Origin of the sequence: Pseudomonas entomophila (genome assembly GCF_029478665.1) — a bacterium.
Lineage (GTDB): Bacteria > Pseudomonadota > Gammaproteobacteria > Pseudomonadales > Pseudomonadaceae > Aquipseudomonas > Aquipseudomonas entomophila_F.
Map to the genome: position 1 here is coordinate 1 of NZ_JARPQB010000006.1, position 18841 is coordinate 18841.

16 protein-coding genes, 1 other RNA gene and 1 pseudogene are annotated in these 18841 nt (G+C 62.1%); 8 read left to right on the forward strand and 10 right to left on the reverse strand.

The annotated features are described in order from the left end of the window. The 4 genes and pseudogenes from P5705_RS04435 to P5705_RS04450 form a co-directional block, all read left to right on the forward strand. Positions 1-183 (forward strand): annotated as a pseudogene (locus tag P5705_RS04435) (MFS transporter); the annotation flags it as partial. A gap of 303 nt (positions 184-486) precedes the next feature. Then, on the forward strand, positions 487-2250 hold the full coding sequence (locus P5705_RS04440) for an HsdM family class I SAM-dependent methyltransferase (protein WP_277459733.1): 1764 nt from the start codon (positions 487-489) through the stop codon (positions 2248-2250). Beyond that, a complete protein-coding gene (locus P5705_RS04445; protein ID WP_277459734.1) occupies positions 2250-3326 on the forward strand; it encodes a BsuBI/PstI family type II restriction endonuclease in 1077 nt (358 codons plus the stop codon). The genes P5705_RS04440 and P5705_RS04445 overlap by 1 nt, the downstream gene beginning before the upstream one ends. 574 nt (positions 3327-3900) lie before the next feature. Continuing rightward, positions 3901-4902 carry a restriction endonuclease gene (locus P5705_RS04450; protein ID WP_277459792.1) on the forward strand — a complete coding sequence of 334 codons (1002 nt, stop codon included), beginning with the start codon at positions 3901-3903 and terminating at the stop codon, positions 4900-4902. 64 nt (positions 4903-4966) lie between these two features. Here the strand turns inward: P5705_RS04450 and ssrA are convergent. The 7 genes from ssrA to P5705_RS04485 form a co-directional block, all read right to left on the reverse strand. After that, positions 4967-5356: a transfer-messenger RNA gene (ssrA, locus tag P5705_RS04455) on the reverse strand. An 85-nt stretch (positions 5357-5441) separates the two neighbouring features. Next, on the reverse strand, positions 5442-5720 hold the full coding sequence (locus tag P5705_RS04460; protein WP_248918606.1) for a hypothetical protein: 279 nt from the start codon (positions 5718-5720) through the stop codon (positions 5442-5444). A gap of 228 nt (positions 5721-5948) precedes the next feature. Next, complete coding sequence (locus P5705_RS04465) at positions 5949-6185, reverse strand: DUF3077 domain-containing protein (protein WP_252090773.1); 237 nt, start codon at positions 6183-6185, stop codon at positions 5949-5951. Further along, the gene (locus P5705_RS04470; RefSeq protein ID WP_277459735.1) at positions 6182-6421 is read right to left on the reverse strand and encodes a hypothetical protein; all 240 of its coding nucleotides are present in this window, start codon (positions 6419-6421) and stop codon (positions 6182-6184) included. The genes P5705_RS04465 and P5705_RS04470 overlap by 4 nt, the downstream gene beginning before the upstream one ends. Positions 6422-6943: 522 nt before the next feature. Continuing rightward, positions 6944-9754: an FAD-binding and (Fe-S)-binding domain-containing protein gene (locus P5705_RS04475; protein ID WP_277459736.1), complete on the reverse strand. Its 2811-nt coding sequence runs from the start codon at positions 9752-9754 to the stop codon at positions 6944-6946. A gap of 71 nt (positions 9755-9825) precedes the next feature. Next, positions 9826-10971, reverse strand: a complete 1146-nt coding sequence (gene lldD, locus P5705_RS04480) for an FMN-dependent L-lactate dehydrogenase LldD (RefSeq protein ID WP_277459737.1) — start codon at positions 10969-10971, stop codon at positions 9826-9828. 60 nt (positions 10972-11031) lie between these two features. Further along, positions 11032-12702: a lactate permease LctP family transporter gene (locus P5705_RS04485; protein ID WP_277459738.1), complete on the reverse strand. Its 1671-nt coding sequence runs from the start codon at positions 12700-12702 to the stop codon at positions 11032-11034. Between the two features lie 346 nt (positions 12703-13048). Between P5705_RS04485 and P5705_RS04490 the strand changes: the two genes are divergently transcribed. Continuing rightward, positions 13049-13816, forward strand: a complete 768-nt coding sequence (locus P5705_RS04490; protein ID WP_277459739.1) for an FCD domain-containing protein — start codon at positions 13049-13051, stop codon at positions 13814-13816. 99 nt (positions 13817-13915) lie between these two features. Here the strand turns inward: P5705_RS04490 and smpB are convergent, their stop codons facing one another. Next, a complete protein-coding gene (gene smpB / locus P5705_RS04495; protein ID WP_011532120.1) occupies positions 13916-14398 on the reverse strand; it encodes an SsrA-binding protein SmpB in 483 nt (160 codons plus the stop codon). A gap of 161 nt (positions 14399-14559) precedes the next feature. Between smpB and P5705_RS04500 the strand changes: the two genes are divergently transcribed. Beyond that, on the forward strand, positions 14560-14994 hold the full coding sequence (locus tag P5705_RS04500; RefSeq protein ID WP_277459740.1) for a type II toxin-antitoxin system RatA family toxin: 435 nt from the start codon (positions 14560-14562) through the stop codon (positions 14992-14994). A 189-nt stretch (positions 14995-15183) separates the two neighbouring features. Here P5705_RS04500 and bamE read toward each other — a convergent pair whose 3' ends face one another. After that, positions 15184-15708 (reverse strand): outer membrane protein assembly factor BamE, encoded by a 525-nt coding sequence (gene bamE / locus P5705_RS04505; RefSeq protein WP_213659517.1) that lies wholly within the window; start codon positions 15706-15708, stop codon positions 15184-15186. 97 nt (positions 15709-15805) lie between these two features. Between bamE and fur the strand changes: the two genes are divergently transcribed. Beyond that, positions 15806-16210, forward strand: coding sequence for a ferric iron uptake transcriptional regulator (fur, locus tag P5705_RS04510; RefSeq protein ID WP_008096237.1), 405 nt, complete (start codon positions 15806-15808; stop codon positions 16208-16210). Between the two features lie 172 nt (positions 16211-16382). Here the strand turns inward: fur and recN are convergent, their stop codons facing one another. Then, positions 16383-18056, reverse strand: coding sequence for a DNA repair protein RecN (gene recN / locus P5705_RS04515; RefSeq protein ID WP_277459741.1), 1674 nt, complete (start codon positions 18054-18056; stop codon positions 16383-16385). A gap of 181 nt (positions 18057-18237) precedes the next feature. Here recN and grpE point away from each other — a divergent pair, with 181 nt between their 5' ends. Next, positions 18238-18792 (forward strand): nucleotide exchange factor GrpE, encoded by a 555-nt coding sequence (grpE, locus tag P5705_RS04520; RefSeq protein WP_248918616.1) that lies wholly within the window; start codon positions 18238-18240, stop codon positions 18790-18792. Positions 18793-18841: the final 49 nt, after the last annotated feature.

The following is an 18841-nucleotide window of genomic DNA, read 5'->3' on the forward strand; positions in this document are numbered from 1 at the left end:
TTGGGGGTGCTTGGTCCGGGGTTGCGTGGGGTGGTGGCGCCGTTGGCGCAGCAGGCTTTTGTGGGTGGGTTTGAGACGGTGTTGCAGGTTGCGGGGGGGATGGCGCTGGTGTTTGCGGTGGTGGTTGGGGGGCTGCTGGGAAGGCCTCTGCCACAGACTCAAGGGCAAATCGTAGGTGTATGAAAAAGGCACTTGGTTAACCAAGTGTATTTTTTGGGTTTGGTGGGAAGGGGATTTGAACCCGCATCCATACCAGGCCGTCTGGCCATCATCTCAAAGACGCTGCATTTCCTATGGTTTGGCTCGATTTGACGGTAAATCAGTTGCAGAGCTGGCGCTCCTGCGATTGTTGAGTATCCCTTTATCGCGCAATATTGCGCAAAAGCGGTCGGAAGGATGCCGAATCCTGTAGAATCTCGGCCCGCGAAAAAAGGGGGATTTATGGCTCACACGGCACAGACAAAACAGGCTCGACAGGCAGACCAAATGGCTGCTGAGTCTTCGAGCCAGGCACTTGCCTCCGCCAGAGTCATGGCTCGCGCCCTGGCTACCACTTTTCCAGCAGATCACCAACTGTCTCTGGCACGTGCGTTCGGTGTTCGTCTGATCGAGGCTTGGTGGTGTGGTCTGACTAGCGTCGACATCGTACCCCAGGAATTGCGCTCTCCGCTCCAGCCGTTTCCTACCGAGCCCCTGCCAGAGGCCGCCGCCGCACTCGCGGAAACCATCGGTCGCACTGCCGCGAAATTTGATGCCGAGACCGCCGCTTATCAGATTGGCCTTACCTATACCGGTATGCTCCCAGCTGAACATCGCGGGGAATTCGGAATTTTTTACACTCCCCCTGCCTTGACTGAGCGTTTGCTCGACCAAGTAACGGCCGTGAATGTTGACTGGGCGAAGTGCCGCGTACTTGATCCGGCCTGCGGCGGAGGAGCTTTCCTGGCACCTATCGCCCAGCGGATCATGGATGCGCAGAAGGACTGCAGCCCGAAGTTGCTAATGCAGAGCATCGGCAACCGCTTGCGCGGCTACGAGATTGATCCCTTTGGGGCATGGCTCAGCCAGGTTACCCTGGATGCCGTGGTATTGCCGATTAGTCGTCTGGCTGGGCGCAAGCTGCCCGTCATGGTTACGGTTTGCGACTCGCTTCGCCGTAACCCACCCAAAGACCGTTTTGACCTTGTGATTGGCAATCCTCCATACGGCCGCGCCAAGCTCGATGCTGAGATTCGCGAGCGCTACAAGCGCTCGCTGTATGGTCATGCCAATCTGTATGGGCTGTTCACCGATTTGGCACTCCGCCACACCAAGATAGGCGGCGTGATAGCCTACGTCACCCCGACCTCGTTCCTGGCCGGTGTCTACTTTAAGAACCTGCGAGCTTTGCTGGGGCGCTCAGCTCCGCCACTGACCATCGACTTCGTCACTGCTCGTAAGGGCGTTTTTGATGATGTGCTACAAGAAACGGCCCTGACGACCTATCGTCGCGGCGGGGATAGCGCTCCAGTTGCAGTTGCCGAGATTGCTCCCTCTAGCGAGGGGTTGGAAGTCCAAAAGACGGGCGAGATACTCCTCCCAGCTAATGATCCATCCCTGCCTTGGCTCTTGCCCCGTACCACCGCGCAAAGCGCTTTGGTCGAGCTCCTGACACGTATGCCCCATCGTCTATCCGACTGGGGCTATGGCGTGAGTACCGGACCTCTAGTTTGGAACCGTTTCAAGAGTCAGCTTGCACACCGCCCAAGCAGCAAACGCTTGCCGCTAATTTGGGCTGAGGCAATCACTGCCGATGGCCATTTTGTGTTCCGTGCAGACAAGAAGAACCACGCACCCTACTTCGAACTGAATGCTGGAGACAGCTGGCTGGTGACCACTAAGCCTTGCGTTTTACTGCAACGCACAACGGCCAAGGAACAAAGTCGTCGCCTGATTGCCGCAGCATTGCCTGCTGAGTTCCTGAAAAAGCATGGGGGTGTCGTCATAGAGAACCATATCAATATGATTCGACCAATTACCGAAACACCACAGGTTAGCGCCGAGGTGCTGGGGGCATTTATCAATAGCGCAGCCGCAGATCGCGCGTTCCGCTGCGTAAGTGGCTCTGTCGCGGTTTCTGCGTATGAGTTGGAGTCGCTGCCGCTGCCTGGTCCAGAGAAACTCGTGGAGTTGGCCCAGTTGGTCTCCGAAGGTGCCGATCGCGACTCCATTGAGGCTGCATGCAATCGATTGTTTGAAGGGGATATGTAGTGCTGCCACCTTATGTACCAAGGGAGTTGGTCGCTGAGAGGCTCCTGCTAATCTTCCCGGAAGGAACTCCAAATCGGATTTATTGCACTCGTGAATTAGCCGCAAGCACTGTATTTGCCATGCTTTATATCGGGGCCGTTGAGCACTCCAGCGTTCGACTGGGGCCTGTGCATGTCTATCGCATGACTGACGTGCAGGCAGCGAATAACAGCGACGAGGAGCGCCTCTGCTACAGGACTAACTTACGCAAGAAGTCTTACGAGGTTCCCGGTAAGCGCTGGTACGCCGACAACACTCGTGAACCCATTCGCGATGAGACCCTCCGCGAAGGTCTCGTTGCAGTTGGTGCTGTCATGGAAGACAAGGATGTGCCGACTACATCCGGTAAGCCGCGTTACGCAATCAAGACTGATCTGGCCGCCTTGTTCGACCCTGCGCTCCAGGGGAAAGAGTTAGAAGGCGCTATTCTTGAGTGGCAATCTGAGCATTTGAACAAGGGTGCGCTTGCGAGGATTTCGCTGATGCGTATGGGCGCTGCCGATCAGGAAGGCGTGCTTGTTCACTTCCCCAACGGTGAAACGCGAGCACTCTCTCATGGCCCCAGCTCAATGATATCTCGGGCAGTCGTTGAGGCTTTTGCCAAGCATTTCCTAGAGAAGCCGGTCGTGCTTTGGCTCAGTGAGTCGAGCAACAAGGTCGCCATGCAGGACCTGCGCATGGCTTCCACCATTGGACTCGACATCGAGGCACAGAAGAACCTACCCGATCTAATCTTGGTGGATCTCGGACCGAGCAACCCGCTGATCGTATTTATCGAAGTTGTGGCCACCGATGGTGCGATCACTGCGCGCCGCCAGAAGGCACTGTTCGATCTGACGGACAAAGGCGGCTTCAAACGCTCGCAAGTAGCGTTTGTCACTGCGTATGCAGATAGGGAGTCAGCAGGCTACAAGAAGACCATCACAGGCTTGGCTTGGGGCTCGTTTGCTTGGTTTATGAGTGAACCCGATAAAATTCTAATGCTCCGTGATGGAGTCAGTCCTCTGTCTAGCTTGAATCAGCGGCTAGCTCCTTAGAGAGCACAAGCAACAGAGAGCACAAGCAGCGCGCAAGGGGAAACTTGGCTGGGTCCAATCAGTTATCAATTCAAGTACATCATTTCTCGAGAAGTACTTTAGGAGGCTGTATGGCGGATAAGGAATGGGCCGAAGTAGCGTACGCCGCAGTGCGTCAGGTCGCTGAGAGACAGTTAGAGTTCACGCCTGACGATATATGGGCAACTGGACTTCAGAAACCAGGTGATGCGCGCGCCCTAGGTGGTGTGATGCGTCGGGCTCACAGGGAGGGGCTGATAGAAAAAACAGGGCGTGTACAACCGACTACGCAACCAGAAAGCCACGGTACCGATATAACGGTCTGGCGTTCACTAATATTTGTCGCCGCAGGCGTATAGCAGCGTACTTGATCAGCCCAGAGGCTATGAGGTCGGATACCGCTGGTGAGCCAGTAGTTCTGTATACCTCTCGGGCTCTTGAGAACGCAGGCATGCTCTTCGTAGCTCTCAGTTCTGTCTGCCGTGCTTTCCATTCACACAAGCGATCAGCATTGCTACAGTCTCGCCTCGATTCTGTGAAAGCAATGAGTATCAACATGCCCGCGATGTGGATGATTCGAGGTGATGGTGGCCGTCTCTATGACGATTTCAGGGATCGCAGTCTTGCTGCCATTGGGTGGGCTCAGCTAGCGCTTGAGGCCAAGCCCGGCGTTTCCAGGAAGGCATTGATCCAAGCCTATAAAGACCTTCAACCAGGAATAAAGGACGCGAGTGCCGTAGCGGGGGCGTCGCAGGTCTTCCGTTTCGTTAACGAAATCAACATTGGCGATACGGTTGTTACCTATTCCCCTGCAAACCGGACCTACCTGGTAGGTCGCTTCACTGGAGCGTGCCTGCTCCGCCCCGATCTGGCAGATGATGGTATGTCTTTGACCCGACCTGTTGAGTGGTACACGCAGGAGGTCGATCGCGACAAGCTAACAGGCGCCAGCAGAAATAGCCTGGGGTCCACGCTAACCGTATTTAAAGTTTCTGAGGATGCTCAGAAAGAGCTACTTGCCCTTGCTACTGGAAAAAACATCTCCACACCACCGAAAGACTTGATTGAAGATTCCGAGGTTCTGGAAGACCCGTTGAAGGGGGTTCAGGAAATTGCGTTTGAGCGGATCAAAGACCAAATCAACAGCCTGGATTGGGCTGAGATGCAGGAGCTGGTGGCCGGAATTTTACGAGCAATGGGCTACAAGACACTGGTGTCTCCGGCCGGTGCTGATCGCGGCAAAGACATTATTGCTTCACCCGATGGTTTCGGATTTGAGCCTCCGCGCATCGTTGTGGAGGTCAAGCACCGGAATGCCCGTATGGGAAGTAACGAGATCCGTAGCTTTCTCGGCGGCAGGCACAAGGATGATCGAGGACTGTACGTGAGTACTGGCGGATTCACGAAGGAGGCGTTGTATGAGGGGGAGCGAGCCAATGTGCATCTGACGATGTGGACACTGGATGAGCTGGCTCGGACGCTGATGGCGCATTACCCAGCCACCGATCCGGAGACGAAGCGGTTGGTACCGTTGACTTACTTCTATATGCCTGCGTGAAACGTGCTATGACCGGATCCTAGGCACAAAAAAAGACGCCCGAGGGCGTCTTCTTCTTTGGATTTGGTGGAGCCGGGGGGATTTGAACCCCCGTCCGCCAGTACTCCGCTGTCGGTACTACATGCTTAGCCGTGTCTACTGATTTAATCCGCAGCCGCCCGACGGGCAGGGTGCTTTGGATGAGTTGGGTAAGTTTTAGTCGCTTCGCCCCCAACGTGCTGCACGACGATCCTGTTCTGTATGACAATCATTTCGGGTTTACAGGCATCCCCTGATGATTGCTGGACCCGAAGGTACCAGGAGTGCATGTCAGCTGCAGTTAAGCAGCGAGAGCAGCACCGTATTGGTCGTCATTGGCAACTATAGAAAGTTGCAACAGTGGATTTACGAGTTCTGTTACCAACTCGGCATGCACCTAGAGTTTCGCTACCGGCGTCGAATCCTAATCGGCCCCACACTCAGCTCTAGCTGACCGTACCTTTCGGCACGTGAGGCGGAGTATACGCCTTTGCGCGCGCTGCGTCGACAGGTGCGCCGTTTCAGGTGCCGTTGCCGCCTTTCTCGGTTTTCTCCAGGCGCTCGAGCACTTTGCTGGTGATGGCGATGCATTCCTTGGTGTCGCCGGAGGCCTGGGCGGCCTTGGCTTTGTCCACGTGCTCGGTGAGGGCCTTGTCCAGGCCTTCGGAGGTGGCGCCGGCGGTGGCCATGGCGTCGTCGATCTTCTGCAGGTTCATGGCGCACAGGTCGTCGGCGGCGAAGACGGGCGAGGCCAGCAGGGTTGCGGCCGCGAACAGGGCGGATAGCGCAGTGCCTTTCATGGGGGTCTCCTCGTTAGGCCTCTGGAGGGTGGGCCTGATTGGTGGACTGTGCGGTGTTGGCGGGGGTTCCATCGGAGTTGTGAAGCACGCTGGCCTGTAGGGGCGGCCTTGTGCCGCGAAAGGGGCGCGTAGCGGCCCCCGGGTTTCAGTGTTGAGCAAAGATCGCCGGGGCCGCTTGGCGGCCCTTTCGCGGCACAAGGCCGCTCCTACAGGAGGTGGCGGTGGGGCTTAGTGAGGGGACTTTTCCAGGGCTAGCTCCATGTCGTCGATCAGGGCCTTGGCCATGGCGCTAAGGATGCGCGCTGAACTGCCGGCGAGCAGGTCGCCTTCCATTTCGGCTTCGCAGGTCAGGTGGCGGATGCAGCCAAGCAGTACCGACAACTCGCTGAAGGCATCTGCGAACGGGATGTCGGGTTGCACGCTGAACATGTCCATGCAGCGGGTCTTACCGGGAGTGACGGTCATGGTTGCACTCCTGGCTTGTGTTCGAGCAGCGCGCAGGCGAGCTGGCCGAGGTAGTCGCTGGCGGTGAACAGGCGGTCGCGGTAGGCGCCGGGTTCGGTCTTGAAGTAGACGTCGAGTACATCGGAAATGGCGGTGGCGACCTCGACGGCGGCGGCCATGGCGTCTTCGCGGGTTAGGGTGGGGGAGATGGTGAGGTAGGACGCGATGTGGGGTGGGTCTGGGACGAGCTTTTTCATGGTGAACACTCCGGCGCATTGAATGAATGCTGCCAGCCGTGCCTTTCTCACGGGACGAAGGGTGGCAGCCTTGCACGGGGTGAGAAACCGAGGCGCAGGAGGAACTCGGCCAGACCGAAGTCTGCCCATGCACGGCTGCCATAACAGGATTGCCGAACTCCTAACACCTCGGGTTCTCACGCCCGGTCACCAAATGTGGCGACGGAGTGACGTTATCCTTGGGGTATTTCCCCGGCAACGCGGCGGCTTCCGACAGGTGCGTAGGATAGGTCCCAAGCTGGTTTGGTTTGAAGCATTTGGTTGCAGGTTCGGAAATGTCGTACGGCTTGAGGGTGGTTCGCCGGCAAGGCCGGCGCCTACGAGGGGGCAGTTCGCAAGGCTTTGGGAGCGGGTTTGCCCGTGAAGCCGGCACTGCGGGGGATGGCACCGGCTTTGCCGGTGTTCGCGGATAAATCCGCTCCTACAGGGACCGTGCCGGGCTTGGTATCGGCACCGTACCTGTAGGCGCTGGCCCGGGTGATTTCAGATCGCGCGGGCCCTTGTCACGCGGTCTACGAGGTACACGAGGCCGTGATAGTCGATGCCGCTATGGCTCGACAAGCCGATCTCGCAGGTGCGGCTGGTGGAGATCCCTTCGCTGCAATACTGCACCGCGTCCTTGAGGGTGCGCAGCGAGTGGGCGTTGAGCTCCGGGGTGGTGAAGCCTTTGTCCCCGGCAAAGCCACAGCAGTGAATGCCTTCGGGGATCACCACCTGCTTGCTGCAACGCCGCGCCAGGTCGATCAGCGCCTGGCTCTCGCCCAGGTGCTGGGTGCTGCAGGTCACGTGCACCGCCACCGGCTCGTCCTGGGGGGTGAACTCCAGTTTGTCGACCAGGTGGGTGCGGATGAAACGCACCGGGTCGTACAGGTCCAGCCGGGTTTCGCCCAGGTCCTGCACCAGGCGCAGGGTGCAGGGGCTGGTGTCGCAGTAGATCGGGTCGAGGCCGCCGCGGCTGGCGTGCAGCAGCGCGGTGATCAGCTCCTGGCGCTTGTGCTCGGCCTGCTCGGGGTAGCCCTTGGAGGCGAACGGCTGGCCGCAGCACAGGCTGTCGGGGTTGTCCGGGAACACCACCTGGTAGCCGGCCTTCTCCAGCAGGGCGCGGGTCTTGTCCAGCAGCGAGCTTTGCTCGCGGTCGGCGTAGGCCGGGCCCATCACCCGCGATACGCAGGCGGCCAGGTAGACCACGCGGGGGCGGGCATCGTGGCTCGGTGCGCTGAATTCGATGGCGCGCAGCGGCTGCGGCATGGCGGGCGTCCACTGCGGCAGGCGGCCTTTGCTGGCTTTGCTCAGGCTGGCGCTCAGGCGGCTCATGCGTGGGGCGCCGAGCAGCTTGCGCGCGCCGTTGGCGGCGGCCAGGGTGAAGCGGGCGCCGCGCAGGGTGGCGTGGAAATGCTCGGCCAGCCAGTCGGCGGCCTTGCCATGCTCGGCCGCCTGGCCGCGCAGCTTCTTCACCAGCTCGCCGGTGTTGATGCCCACCGGGCAGCGCTGGGCGCACAGGCCGGTGGCGGCGCAGGTGTCGAGGCCCTGGTACTGGTAGGTGCGCAGCAGCTCGCGGGTGTCGGCGCCGGCGCGTTTCTTCGCCTGGATGTCGCGCCACATGACGATGCGCTGGCGGGGGCTGAGGGTCAGCCCTTTCGATGGGCACACCGGCTCGCAGAAGCCGCACTCGATGCACTTGTCGACGATCTCGTCGGCGGCCGGCAGCGGCTTGAGGTTTTTCAGGTGGATGTCCGGGTCGCTGCTCAGCACCACGTCTGGGTTGAGGATGCCGTTGGGGTCGAGCAGGCGCTTGAGCTGCCACATCAGCTGGTAGGCGTCCTTGCCCCACTCCAGCTCGACGAAGGGCGCCATGTTGCGCCCGGTGCCGTGCTCGGCCTTGAGCGAGCCGCCGAACTCCACCGCCACCAGTTGCGCCACGTCGTCCATGAAGGCTTGGTAGCGCGCCACTTCTTCAGCGCTGTTGAAGCCTTGGGTGAACACGAAATGCAGGTTGCCCTCCAGGGCGTGGCCGAAAATGATCGCCTCGTCGTAGCGGTGTTTGTCGAACAGCTGGATCAGGCGGTTGACGCCCTCGGCCAGTTGCTCGACGGGGAAGGTCACGTCTTCGATGATCACCGTGGTGCCGGTCTGGCGCACGGCGCCGACGGCGGGGAAGGTGTCCTTGCGGATTTTCCACAGCTGGTTGTACACCGTCGGGTCTTCGCTGAAGGCGACGTTCTGCTCCAGCGGGAACTCGGCGATGGACGCCATCACCTGGTCGAGCTGTTCGTGCAGCAGGCTCTGGCTGGCGGCGCGGGATTCGATCAGCAGGGCGCAGGCGTTGGCCGAGAGGCCTTTCACCCACGCCGGCATGCCAGGCATGTCCTGCACCGAGCGCAGGCTGCGGCGGTCGAGCAGCTCCACGGCGGACACCGGCTGCGGCTTGAGCAGGGTCACCGCCCGGCAGCAGCTTTCCACGCTGGGGAACACCAGCAGCGCACTGGCCTTGTGCGGGTGGTCGGGCACGGTGTCGTAAGTGACGGCGCTGATGAAACCGAGGGTGCCTTCGGAACCAACCAACAGATGTTGCAGGATGTCGAGCGGCTGGTCGTAGTCCACCAGCGCGTTGAGCGACAGACCGGTGGTGTTCTTCAGTCGGTACTTGTGCCGGATGCGGTCGGCCAGCTCAAGGTTGGCGCGGGTCTCGCGACCCAGGCGGGCCAGTTCGTCCAGCAGGCCGGCATGGCTTTGCTCGAACGCGGCGACGCTGGCCGGGTCTTCGCTGTCCAGGCGGGTGCCGTCGACCAGCACCAGGCGCAGGCCAGCGAGGGTGTGGTAGGTGTTCTGCGCGGTGCCGCAGCACATGCCGCTGGCGTTGTTGGCGACGATGCCGCCGATCTTGCAGGCGTTGATCGAGGCCGGGTCCGGGCCGATCTTGCGCCCGAAGGGGGCGAGCCAGGCGTTGGCCTGGGCGCCGATCACGCCGGGTTGCAGGCGGATCTGCGTGCCCTGGCCGCGAATCTCCCGGCCGTTCCAGTTATCACCGAGCACGATCAGCACCGAGTCGCTGATGGCCTGGCCCGACAGGCTGGTGCCGGCGGCGCGGAAGGTCACCGGCACGCGCTCGCGCTGGGCCAGCTTCAGCAGCGCGACCACTTCGTCTTCGGACTCCACGCGCACCACCAGCTTGGGGATCAGTCGGTAGAAGCTGGCGTCGGTGCCAAAGGCCAGGGTCGAGGTCGGGTCGTCGAAGCGGCGTTCGGCGGGGATCAGGCGCTCGGCATCACGCAGGAACGCGGCGGGCAGGCTCATGCAGTCTCCTCGCGGGGCCGCGGCGTCTCGTGCGCGGCGTGCCCCGGGCAATCAGGCGTTGGCGGGCGCGTTCAGGCGCCCAGTTCGCGGACCAGCGAGTCGCGGGTGATCTCGCTGATGGACTTGGCGCCGGTCAGCACCATGGCCACGCGCATTTCTTTCTCGAACAGCTCCAGCAGGTTCTTCACCCCGGCCTCGCCGTGGGTGGCCAGGGCATAGAGGAAGGCGCGGCCGATCAGCACGGTGTCGGCGCCCAGGGCGATCATGCGCACCACGTCGAGGCCGCTGCGGATGCCGGAGTCGGCGAGGATCTTGATGTCGCCCTTCACCGCGTCGGCGATCGCCGGCAGGGCGCGGGCGCTGGACAGCACGCCGTCGAGCTGGCGGCCGCCGTGGTTGGAGACGACGATGCCGTCGGCACCGAACTTGACTGCGTCGCGGGCGTCGTCGGCGTCGAGGATGCCCTTGATGATCATCGGGCCGTCCCAGAATTCGCGGATCCACTCCAGGTCTTTCCAGGAGATGGACGGGTCGAAATTGTTGCCCAGCCAGCCGATGTAGTCGGCCAGGCCCGTGGGGTTGCCACGGTACTTGGAGATGTTGCCCAGATCATGCGGGCGGCCGAGCAGGCCGACATCCAGTGCCCACTGCGGGTGGGTCATGGCCTGCCACACGCGGCGCAGCGGCGCGTTCGGGCCGCTCATGCCGGAGTGGGCGTCGCGGTAGCGGGCGCCGGGCACGGGCATGTCGACGGTGAACACCAGGGTCTTCACGCCGGCCGCTTTCGCCCGCTCCAGGGCGTTGCGCATGAAGCCGCGGTCCTTCAGTACATACAGCTGGAACCACATCGGCCGGTCGATGGCCGGGGCCACTTCCTCGATCGGGCACACCGACACCGTCGACATCGTGAATGGGATGCCATGGGCCGCCGCCGCGCGCGCCGCCTGCACTTCGCCACGGCGGGCGTACATGCCGGTGAGGCCGACCGGGGCCAGGGCCACGGGCATGCTCAGGGTTTCGTCGAACAGACGGGTCTTAAGGCTCAGGTCCGACATGTTCTTCAGCACGCGCTGACGCAGGGCGATGCTGGCCAGGTCGGAAACGTTGTGGCGCAGGGTGTGCTCGGCGTAGGCGCCGCCGTCGGCGTAGTGGAACAGGAAGGGGGGCAGCTTGCGTTGGGCCGCGGCGCGATAGTCGGTGGAGGCGGAAATGATCATGGATTCTCGCAGCGTGGGTTGGGGGAGATGCCGGGCGCCAGGGCGCCCGGCCCCTTCACTTTAGTGATGAACCAGCATGCCGGTCAGCCAGTAGGCCTGGATCAGGGTGATCAGGCCGACGATGGTGGCGAAGAACAGGCTGTGCTTGACGGTGAAGCGGAACAGGTCGGATTCCTTGCCCACCAGGCCGGTGGCGGCGCAGGCCACGGCGATCGACTGTGGCGAGATCATCTTGCCGGTCACGCCGCCGCTGGTGTTGGCCGCCACCAGCAGGGTGTCGTTGACCCCGATCTGGTGCGCGGTGGTGGCCTGCAGCGAGCTGAACAGGGCATTGGACGAGGTGTCGGAACCGGTCAGGAATACGCCCAGCCAACCTAGGAATGGCGAGAAGAACGGGAACGCGGCGCCGGTGCCGGCCAGTACCAGGGCCAGGGTCGAGGACATGCCCGAGTAGTTGGTGACGAAGGCGAAGGCCAGCACCATGCCGATCGACAGGATCGGCCAGCGCAGCTCCCAGAAGGTCTCTTTGAAAGTGGTCAGACCAGTTTTGACGTTGATCTTCAGCACCCACATCGACACCAGTGCGGAGAGGAAGATCGCGGTGCCGGTGGCGGAGATCGGGTCGAGCTTGAACACCGCCGGCATGGCGGTCGGCGCGGTGACGATCGGCGCGGTCTTGATCACCAGTTGGTCGAGGTGCGGGATGGCGAAGTTGAACACGAAGTTGTACATCGCGCCGCCCGGGGCGAAGGCCGCCTTGAACGGCTTCAGCGTCCAGATCGTGACCAGCACGGTCAGGATCAGGAACGGCGACCAGGCCTTGAAGATCTCGCCCAGGCTGTATGGCGAAGGCTGGCTGCCACCGCTGCTGACCACGGCGGCGCCGACGCTGCCCTTGGCTTCGGCGAACGAGCGCTTGGGCTGCCAGACTTTCAGGAACAGGGTCAGGGCGATCAGGCTGGCCAGGGCCGAGGTGATGTCCGGCAGCTCCGGGCCGATGAAGTTCGAGGTGAAGTACTGGGTGACGGCGAAGCTTGCGCCTGCGACCAGGGCGGCGGGCCAGGTCTCTTTCACGCCGCGCAGGCCGTCCATCATGAACACCAGCCAGAACGGCACGAACAGCGACAGCAGCGGCAGCTGGCGGCCGGTCATGGCGCCGATGTGGAAGGCGTCGATGCCGGTCACTTGCCCTGCGACGATGATCGGGATGCCCAGGGCGCCGAAGGCCACCGGCGCGGTGTTGGCGATCAGGCACAGGCCGGCGGCGTACAGCGGGTTGAAGCCCAGGCCCACCAGCAGCGCGGCGGTGATGGCCACTGGGGCGCCGAAGCCGGCCGCGCCTTCGAGGAAGGCACCGAAGCAGAAGCCGATCAGCAGCACTTGCAGGCGCTGGTCGTCGGTGATCGACAGCACCGAGCTGCGGATCACTTCGAACTGGCCGCTCTTGACCGTGAGTTTGTAGAGGAACACCGCGGCGACGATGATCCAGGCAATCGGCCACAGGCCGTAGAGGAAGCCATAACCCGCGGCGGCCAGGGCCATGTCGACCGGCATCTGGAAGGCGAAGATCGCCACCAGGATCGACAGCGCGAGGGTGATGCTGCCGGCGACGTGGCCTTTGAGGCGGAACACGGCGAGGGCGAGGAAGAAGAACACGATGGGGATGACCGCCGCCAGCGCGGACAGGCCAAGGCTACCAAGCGGGGTATAGAGTTGTTGCCAGGTTTGCATATGGGGTGGCCCCTAATTGTTGTTGGTCAAGGCACTGGCATTGGATAATTGGTAAGACCAATTTACAATGGCTGGGCGCTAGGTTAAGAGCCCGGTCATGGCTGTGTCAATTTGTCCTACACAAAACTTTGGTCGAGCGCCGATGAGCGGCCGTTTGGATGAGTGGGGTCGCAGTGGCGACGCATTCGGGTTTTTCTACGGCCGTTTTGGCCGGTGTAGGAGCGGCCTCGTGCCGCGAACGGGCCGCAACGCGGCCCCTGCGTGGCGGAACATCTGTCGCCCCGCTGCGGATAAGCGCAGAATAAGCGCCCCCGAAATCGGTGCCGGGGCATGTGGAGAGCAAGCAATGGTTTTTGATCAGGTCCGCCAGCGGCGCCTGTCCGACGACATCGTCGATCGGTTGGAAGGGATGATTCTCGAAGGCACGTTGACGTCGGGGCAGCGCCTGCCCGCTGAGCGTGTCCTGGCCGAGCAGTTCGGCGTGTCTCGCCCGTCGCTGCGCGAGGCGATCCAGAAGCTGGTGGCCAAGGGGCTGCTGGTCAGTCGCCAGGGCGGTGGCAACTACGTGGCCGAAGCCTTGGGTTCCACCTTCAGCGACCCGTTGTTGCAGTTGCTGGAGCGCAATCCGGAGGCCCAGCGCGACCTGCTGGAGTTCCGCCACACATTGGAGGCGTCATGCGCCTACTACGCGGCCCAGCGGGCCACCGAGCCTGATCGCGAGCGATTGAAGATCGCGTTCGATGCGCTGCAGGACTGCTACAACCGTGTCGGCGAAGTCGACCGGGCAGAGGAGGGCGCGGCCGATGCGCGTTTCCACCTGGCCATTGCCGAGGCCAGTCACAATGCCGTGTTGCTGCATACCATCCGTGGGTTGTTCGACCTGCTCAAGCGCAACGTGGTGACCAATATCGGCGGCATGTACCAGCAGCGCAGCGAAACGCGCGACATGCTGATCAGCCAGCATCGCGAGTTGTACCAGGCGATCGTCGAAGGGCGCGCGGAGGATGCGCGGGAGGTTTCCAGCCGGCACATTCTGTATGTGCAAGAGGTGCTGGAAGAAGCGCAGCAGCAGGCTCAGCGGGTGGCGCGAGCGGAGCGGCGCAGCGGGCGTTGAGCGTCGTGGCTTATCGCGGATGAATCCGCTCCTACAGGGGTGTGGAACCTGTAGGAGCGGATTCATCCGCGATGCAGGCGCCGCAATGCGAAGGGCTGCTTACTCTTCCTTGCCCTTGTTGCGCATGGTGCGCTGCAGCTCGCGGTTGGAGTCGCGCTCGCGCACGGTGTCGCGCTTGTCGAACTCCTTCTTGCCCTTGCCCAGTGCGATCTCGCACTTGATCAGGTGCTTGCTCCAGTACAGCGACATCGCCACGCAGGTGTAGCCCTTCTGCGCCACGGCCGCTTCCAGGCGCTCCAGCTCGCGCTTGTTCAGCAGCAGCTTGCGGGTGCGGATGGGGTCGGCGATGACGTGGGTGCTGGCGGTGGTCAGCGGGGTGATGTGGCTGCCGAACAGCCAGGCTTCGCCATCCTTGAGCAGCACGTAGCTGTCGGTCAGGTGCGCCTTGCCGGCCCGCAGGCTCTTTACTTCCCAGCCGGACAGGACCAGCCCGGCCTCGAACTTGTGTTCGATGAAGTAATCGTGTCGCGCCTTCTTGTTCTGCGCGATGGTCCCGGTCGGATGTTTCTTTTGCTTAGCCATAGGGGCGGCATTATAGGGAGAGTCCGCGTCCTCGGCTACGGGGTTTAGGTGCGCTTGAGCCAGTTGTGTGAATCCCGGACAATACAGGCCTCGTTCTGCCGCGCAGAACCGTATTCGAGGCGCTGCAACGCGCCACCGCCCAGATTGGAAGTGACGCCTGGATGACTACCCATATTCAACGCTCCGCCCTGCTGCCATACCCTGCCCAGGCGCTCTACGACCTGGTCAACGATGTGGCCAGCTACCCGGAGTTCCTGCCCTGGTGCTCCGCCTCGACGGTGCTCGAGGCCAGCGACACGCACATGCGCGCCAGGCTCGAAGTGGCCAAGGGTGGGATGAGCCAGCAATTTGTCACTAGCAATGTGCTGGTGCCGGGGCAGTCGATCGAGATGAACCTGGAGGAAGGGCCGTTCACCCAGCTGCATGGGGTGTGGGTGTTCAAGCCGCTGGGCGACAAGGCCTGCAAGATCAGCCTCGACTTGTCGTTCGATTACGCTGGGGCTTTGGTGCGTGCCACCCTGGGGCCGTTGTTCAACCAGGCGGCCAATACCATGGTCGATGCCTTCTGCCAGCGCGCCAAGCAACGCTATGGCTGACACTTCGCTGCGCATCGAGGTTGTCTGAGCCACGCTTGAGCATCAGTGGCTGCTGGCGTGCGAGGTGCCGGCCGTTTCGGCTCGGCGAGCGGCTAAAGCCAAGGCGGCACGCGAACGTTGAGTGCCCCTGGCCTACCAAGCAGGCAATAAAAAGCCCGGATCCAGTCCGGGCTTTTTTTGTCGCCGCAATTATTGCGGAGAGGTTTCCAGCGGTGCTGGCGTCGGGACCGGGGTGGTCTCGATGGTGTCGATCTCTTTCTGCAGGGTGTCTTCCAGCGAACCTGGCTTGGCCGGTTTTTCCTGCGGCTGGCTTGGTTGCTTGTTTGGGCTTACCGTGGTGTCGCCGCTGCCGCCGAGGATCTCCTGGTCGCGGCTCACGCCCGGCATGAAGTCGCCGGACAGGCTGACCAGTTGGTCGCTTTCGTTGAAGAAGATGCTCATGCGCTCTTGCTGACGCTGGCCGCCACCAGGCTGCAGGCTATAGAGATAGTCCCAGCGATTGGTGTGGAAGGTGTCCTGGATCAGCGGGTTGCCCATGATAAACCTTACTTGCCGACGGGTCATTCCGGGGCGCAATTGGTCTATCATGTCCTGCGTGACGACATTGCCCTGCTGGATGTCGATTTTGTAAACCCCGGGAAACGAGCAACCGGCGAGTGCGAGCAGTCCCACGAGAGTGAAACTGGTTAGCAAGAGCTTGGTGTTGTTTTGCATCGGTGGGCGACTTCCACTATCTTGGCTGGACAACGTAAACCCCGATCATACCCGTATTAAGAGAAGCTGCGAAGCAGCATCGGCGAGAAAGCTGACCATGGTTGAAAATAGCGAATTGCGCAAAGCGGGCCTCAAGGTAACCCTGCCTCGAGTCAAGATCCTTCAGATGCTCGACTCCACCGAGCAGCGTCACATGAGTGCCGAGGATGTCTACAAGGCACTGATGGAAGCTGGCGAGGATGTCGGTCTGGCGACCGTGTATCGCGTACTGACCCAGTTCGAAGCGGCGGGTCTGGTGGTTCGCCACAACTTCGACGGCGGCCACGCGGTGTTCGAGCTGGCCGACGGCGGCCACCACGACCACATGGTCAACGTGGAGACCAGTGAGGTCATCGAATTCATGGATGCTGAAATCGAACGCCGTCAGAAAGAAATCGTGGCCGAGCACGGCTACGAGCTGGTGGACCACAATCTGGTCCTCTATGTGCGTAAGAAGAAGTAACGATTTCGATCGTTATCAACAGCAAAGGCGACCCTAGGGTCGCCTTTGTGCTTTCGGGGGAAAACTGCAGCCCCCCGTAGGAGCGGCTTCAGCCGCGATCACCCGCAAAGCGGGTGCCAGGCACCGCGTCGCCGGCATCGCGGCTAAAGCCGCTCCTACAGGCGAACAGGTCTCAAGCCTTGCCGCTCACCACCATCTTGCGCGCATGGGCCAGTGATTCCTTGGTCAGGTCGATCCCGCCAAGCATCCGCGCCACCTCCTCGACCCGCTCGCGCTTGCCCAGGCTGGCGACGGCGGTGTGGGTGGTGTCGCTGTTGCGCACCTTGTGCACGAACAAGTGATGGTGCCCCTGCGCTGCGACTTGGGGTAGGTGAGTCACGGTCAGCACCTGGCCGCGGTCACCCAGCCGGCGCAGCAGCTGGCCGACGATCTCTGCTGTGGGGCCACCAATGCCTACGTCCACTTCGTCGAACACCAGCGTCGGGATGCGCGAGGTCTGCGCGGTGATTACCTGGATCGCCAGGCTGATGCGCGACAGCTCGCCGCCCGACGCGACCTTGGCCAGCCCTTTGAGTGGTTGGCCGGGGTTGGCGCTGACCAGCAGCTCGATCTGCTCCAGGCCATGGGGTGAAAGCTCGCCGTTGTCGAAGGGCGTGAGCGCGATGCAGAAGCGCCCGCCCGGCATCCCCAGGCGCTGGATCTCCTGCTCGACGGCAGTGGCCAGTTGTTTCGCGGCCTGCTGGCGCAGGGCGCTGAGCTCGCAAGCCTTCTCTTTATAGTGATGGGCGTAGGCTGCCAGCTCTTCGCCCAGGCGTTCGATCGACTCGTCGCTGGCGTTCAGGCCCTCCAGCTCTTCCATCAGACGCTGTTGCAGGTGCGGCAGCTCGGTGGGGTGCACGCGATGTTTGCGGGCGAGGGTGTAGATGGTGTCGAGCCGCTCTTCCAGAACCTGAAGGCGCATGGGATCGGCGTCGAAATGGTCGAGGAAGCGATTGAGTTCGCCGACCGCTTCCTCCACCTGGATCTGCGCGCTGGCGATCAGGTTGACCGCCTCGCCCAGCGCCTTGGGGGCGTTGCTGACGGCGGTGAGCCGGCTGAGGCTGACGGTCAGGGCGTTCAGTACGTTGCCCGAATCGCTTTCGCTGCACTGGTCGATGACCTGGCGGCAGATGCCGAACAGCGCCTCGGCATTGGTCAGGTTCTTGTGCTCCTGCTCCAGCTGCTCCAGTTCGTGCTCGCCCAGCCCCAGGTTGTCCAGCTCTTCGAGCTGATAGCTGAGCAACTGGTGACGCGCGCGCTGCTCGTCCCCTGAATTGCTCAGCCGCTCCAGTTCAAGGCGGGTCTGGTTCCAGCGCTTGGCGGCCAGCTGTACCTGGCGTGCGAGATCAGTGGCGCCGGCGTACTCATCCACCAGGCGGCGGTGGGTGTCGGTTTTCAGCAGCGACTGGTGCTCATGCTGGCTGTGGATATCGATCAGCAGTTCGCCCAGCGCCTTCAGGTCGCCCAGCGGGCAGGGCGTGCCGTTGATGTAGCCACGGCTGCGGCCTTCGGCAGTGATCACCCGGCGCAGGATGCACGGGCCGTCGTTTTCCAGGTCGCGCTCCACGAGCCAGTCGTGGGCTTCGGGGATGTCGACCAGGTCGAAGGTGGCGAGGATGTCGGCCTTGTCCGCGCCCGGGCGCACCACGCCGCTGTCGGCGCGATCGCCCAGGGCCAGGCCGAGGGCGTCGAGCATGATCGACTTGCCGGCCCCGGTTTCGCCAGTGATCACGGACATGCCGCGGGCGAGTTCGAGGTCGAGGTGTTCGACGATGGCGTAGTTGTGAATGGACAGGTGCACCAGCATGGGGCGGCTCCCGAGGGGTCATGTCTGGATATTTATACAGTGCTTTTCGCGGCTCTGCCAATAGCCGCCGATGAATGTCGAAAAGCGCCTCGCCCCTTGAACCTGGTTTTTCCGGCCCCATATAGCCGGCAAGACATGGCGAGCCTGGCTCGTACAACAGAAATTGCGGAGGAGAAACCTAATGGCTGACGAACAGCTGGATGAGAAGAACCTGAATTCCGAAGAAACCGGCGCAACGAATGTCGATGCCCGCGTCCAGGAGCTCGAGGAGCAGCTGGCCGCCGCCAAGGACCAGTCCCTGCGCGCCGCCGCCGACCTGCAGAATATCCGCCGCCGTGCCGAGCAGGACGTCGAGAAGGCCCACAAGTTCGCCCTGGAGAAGTTCGCCGGCGACCTGCTGCCGATCATCGACAGCCTGGAGCGTGGCCTGGAACTGTCCAACGCCGATGACGACACCATCAAGCCGATGCGCGAAGGCATCGAGCTGACCCTGAAGATGTTCCACGACACCCTCAAGCGCTACAACCTGGAGGCCCTCGAGCCGCACGGCGAGCCGTTCAACGCCGAGCACCACCAGGCCATGGCCATGCAGGAAAGCGACAAGGTCGAGCCGAACACCGTGGTCAACGTGTTCCAGAAGGGCTACCTGCTCAACGGCCGTCTGCTGCGCCCCGCCATGGTGGTGGTCAGCAAGGCGCCGGCACCGGCGCAACCTTCTATCGATGAGAAGGCTTGAAATCCGCCGGGGCATCCCCATCTAGGTGTCAAGCATTCAAATATTACCG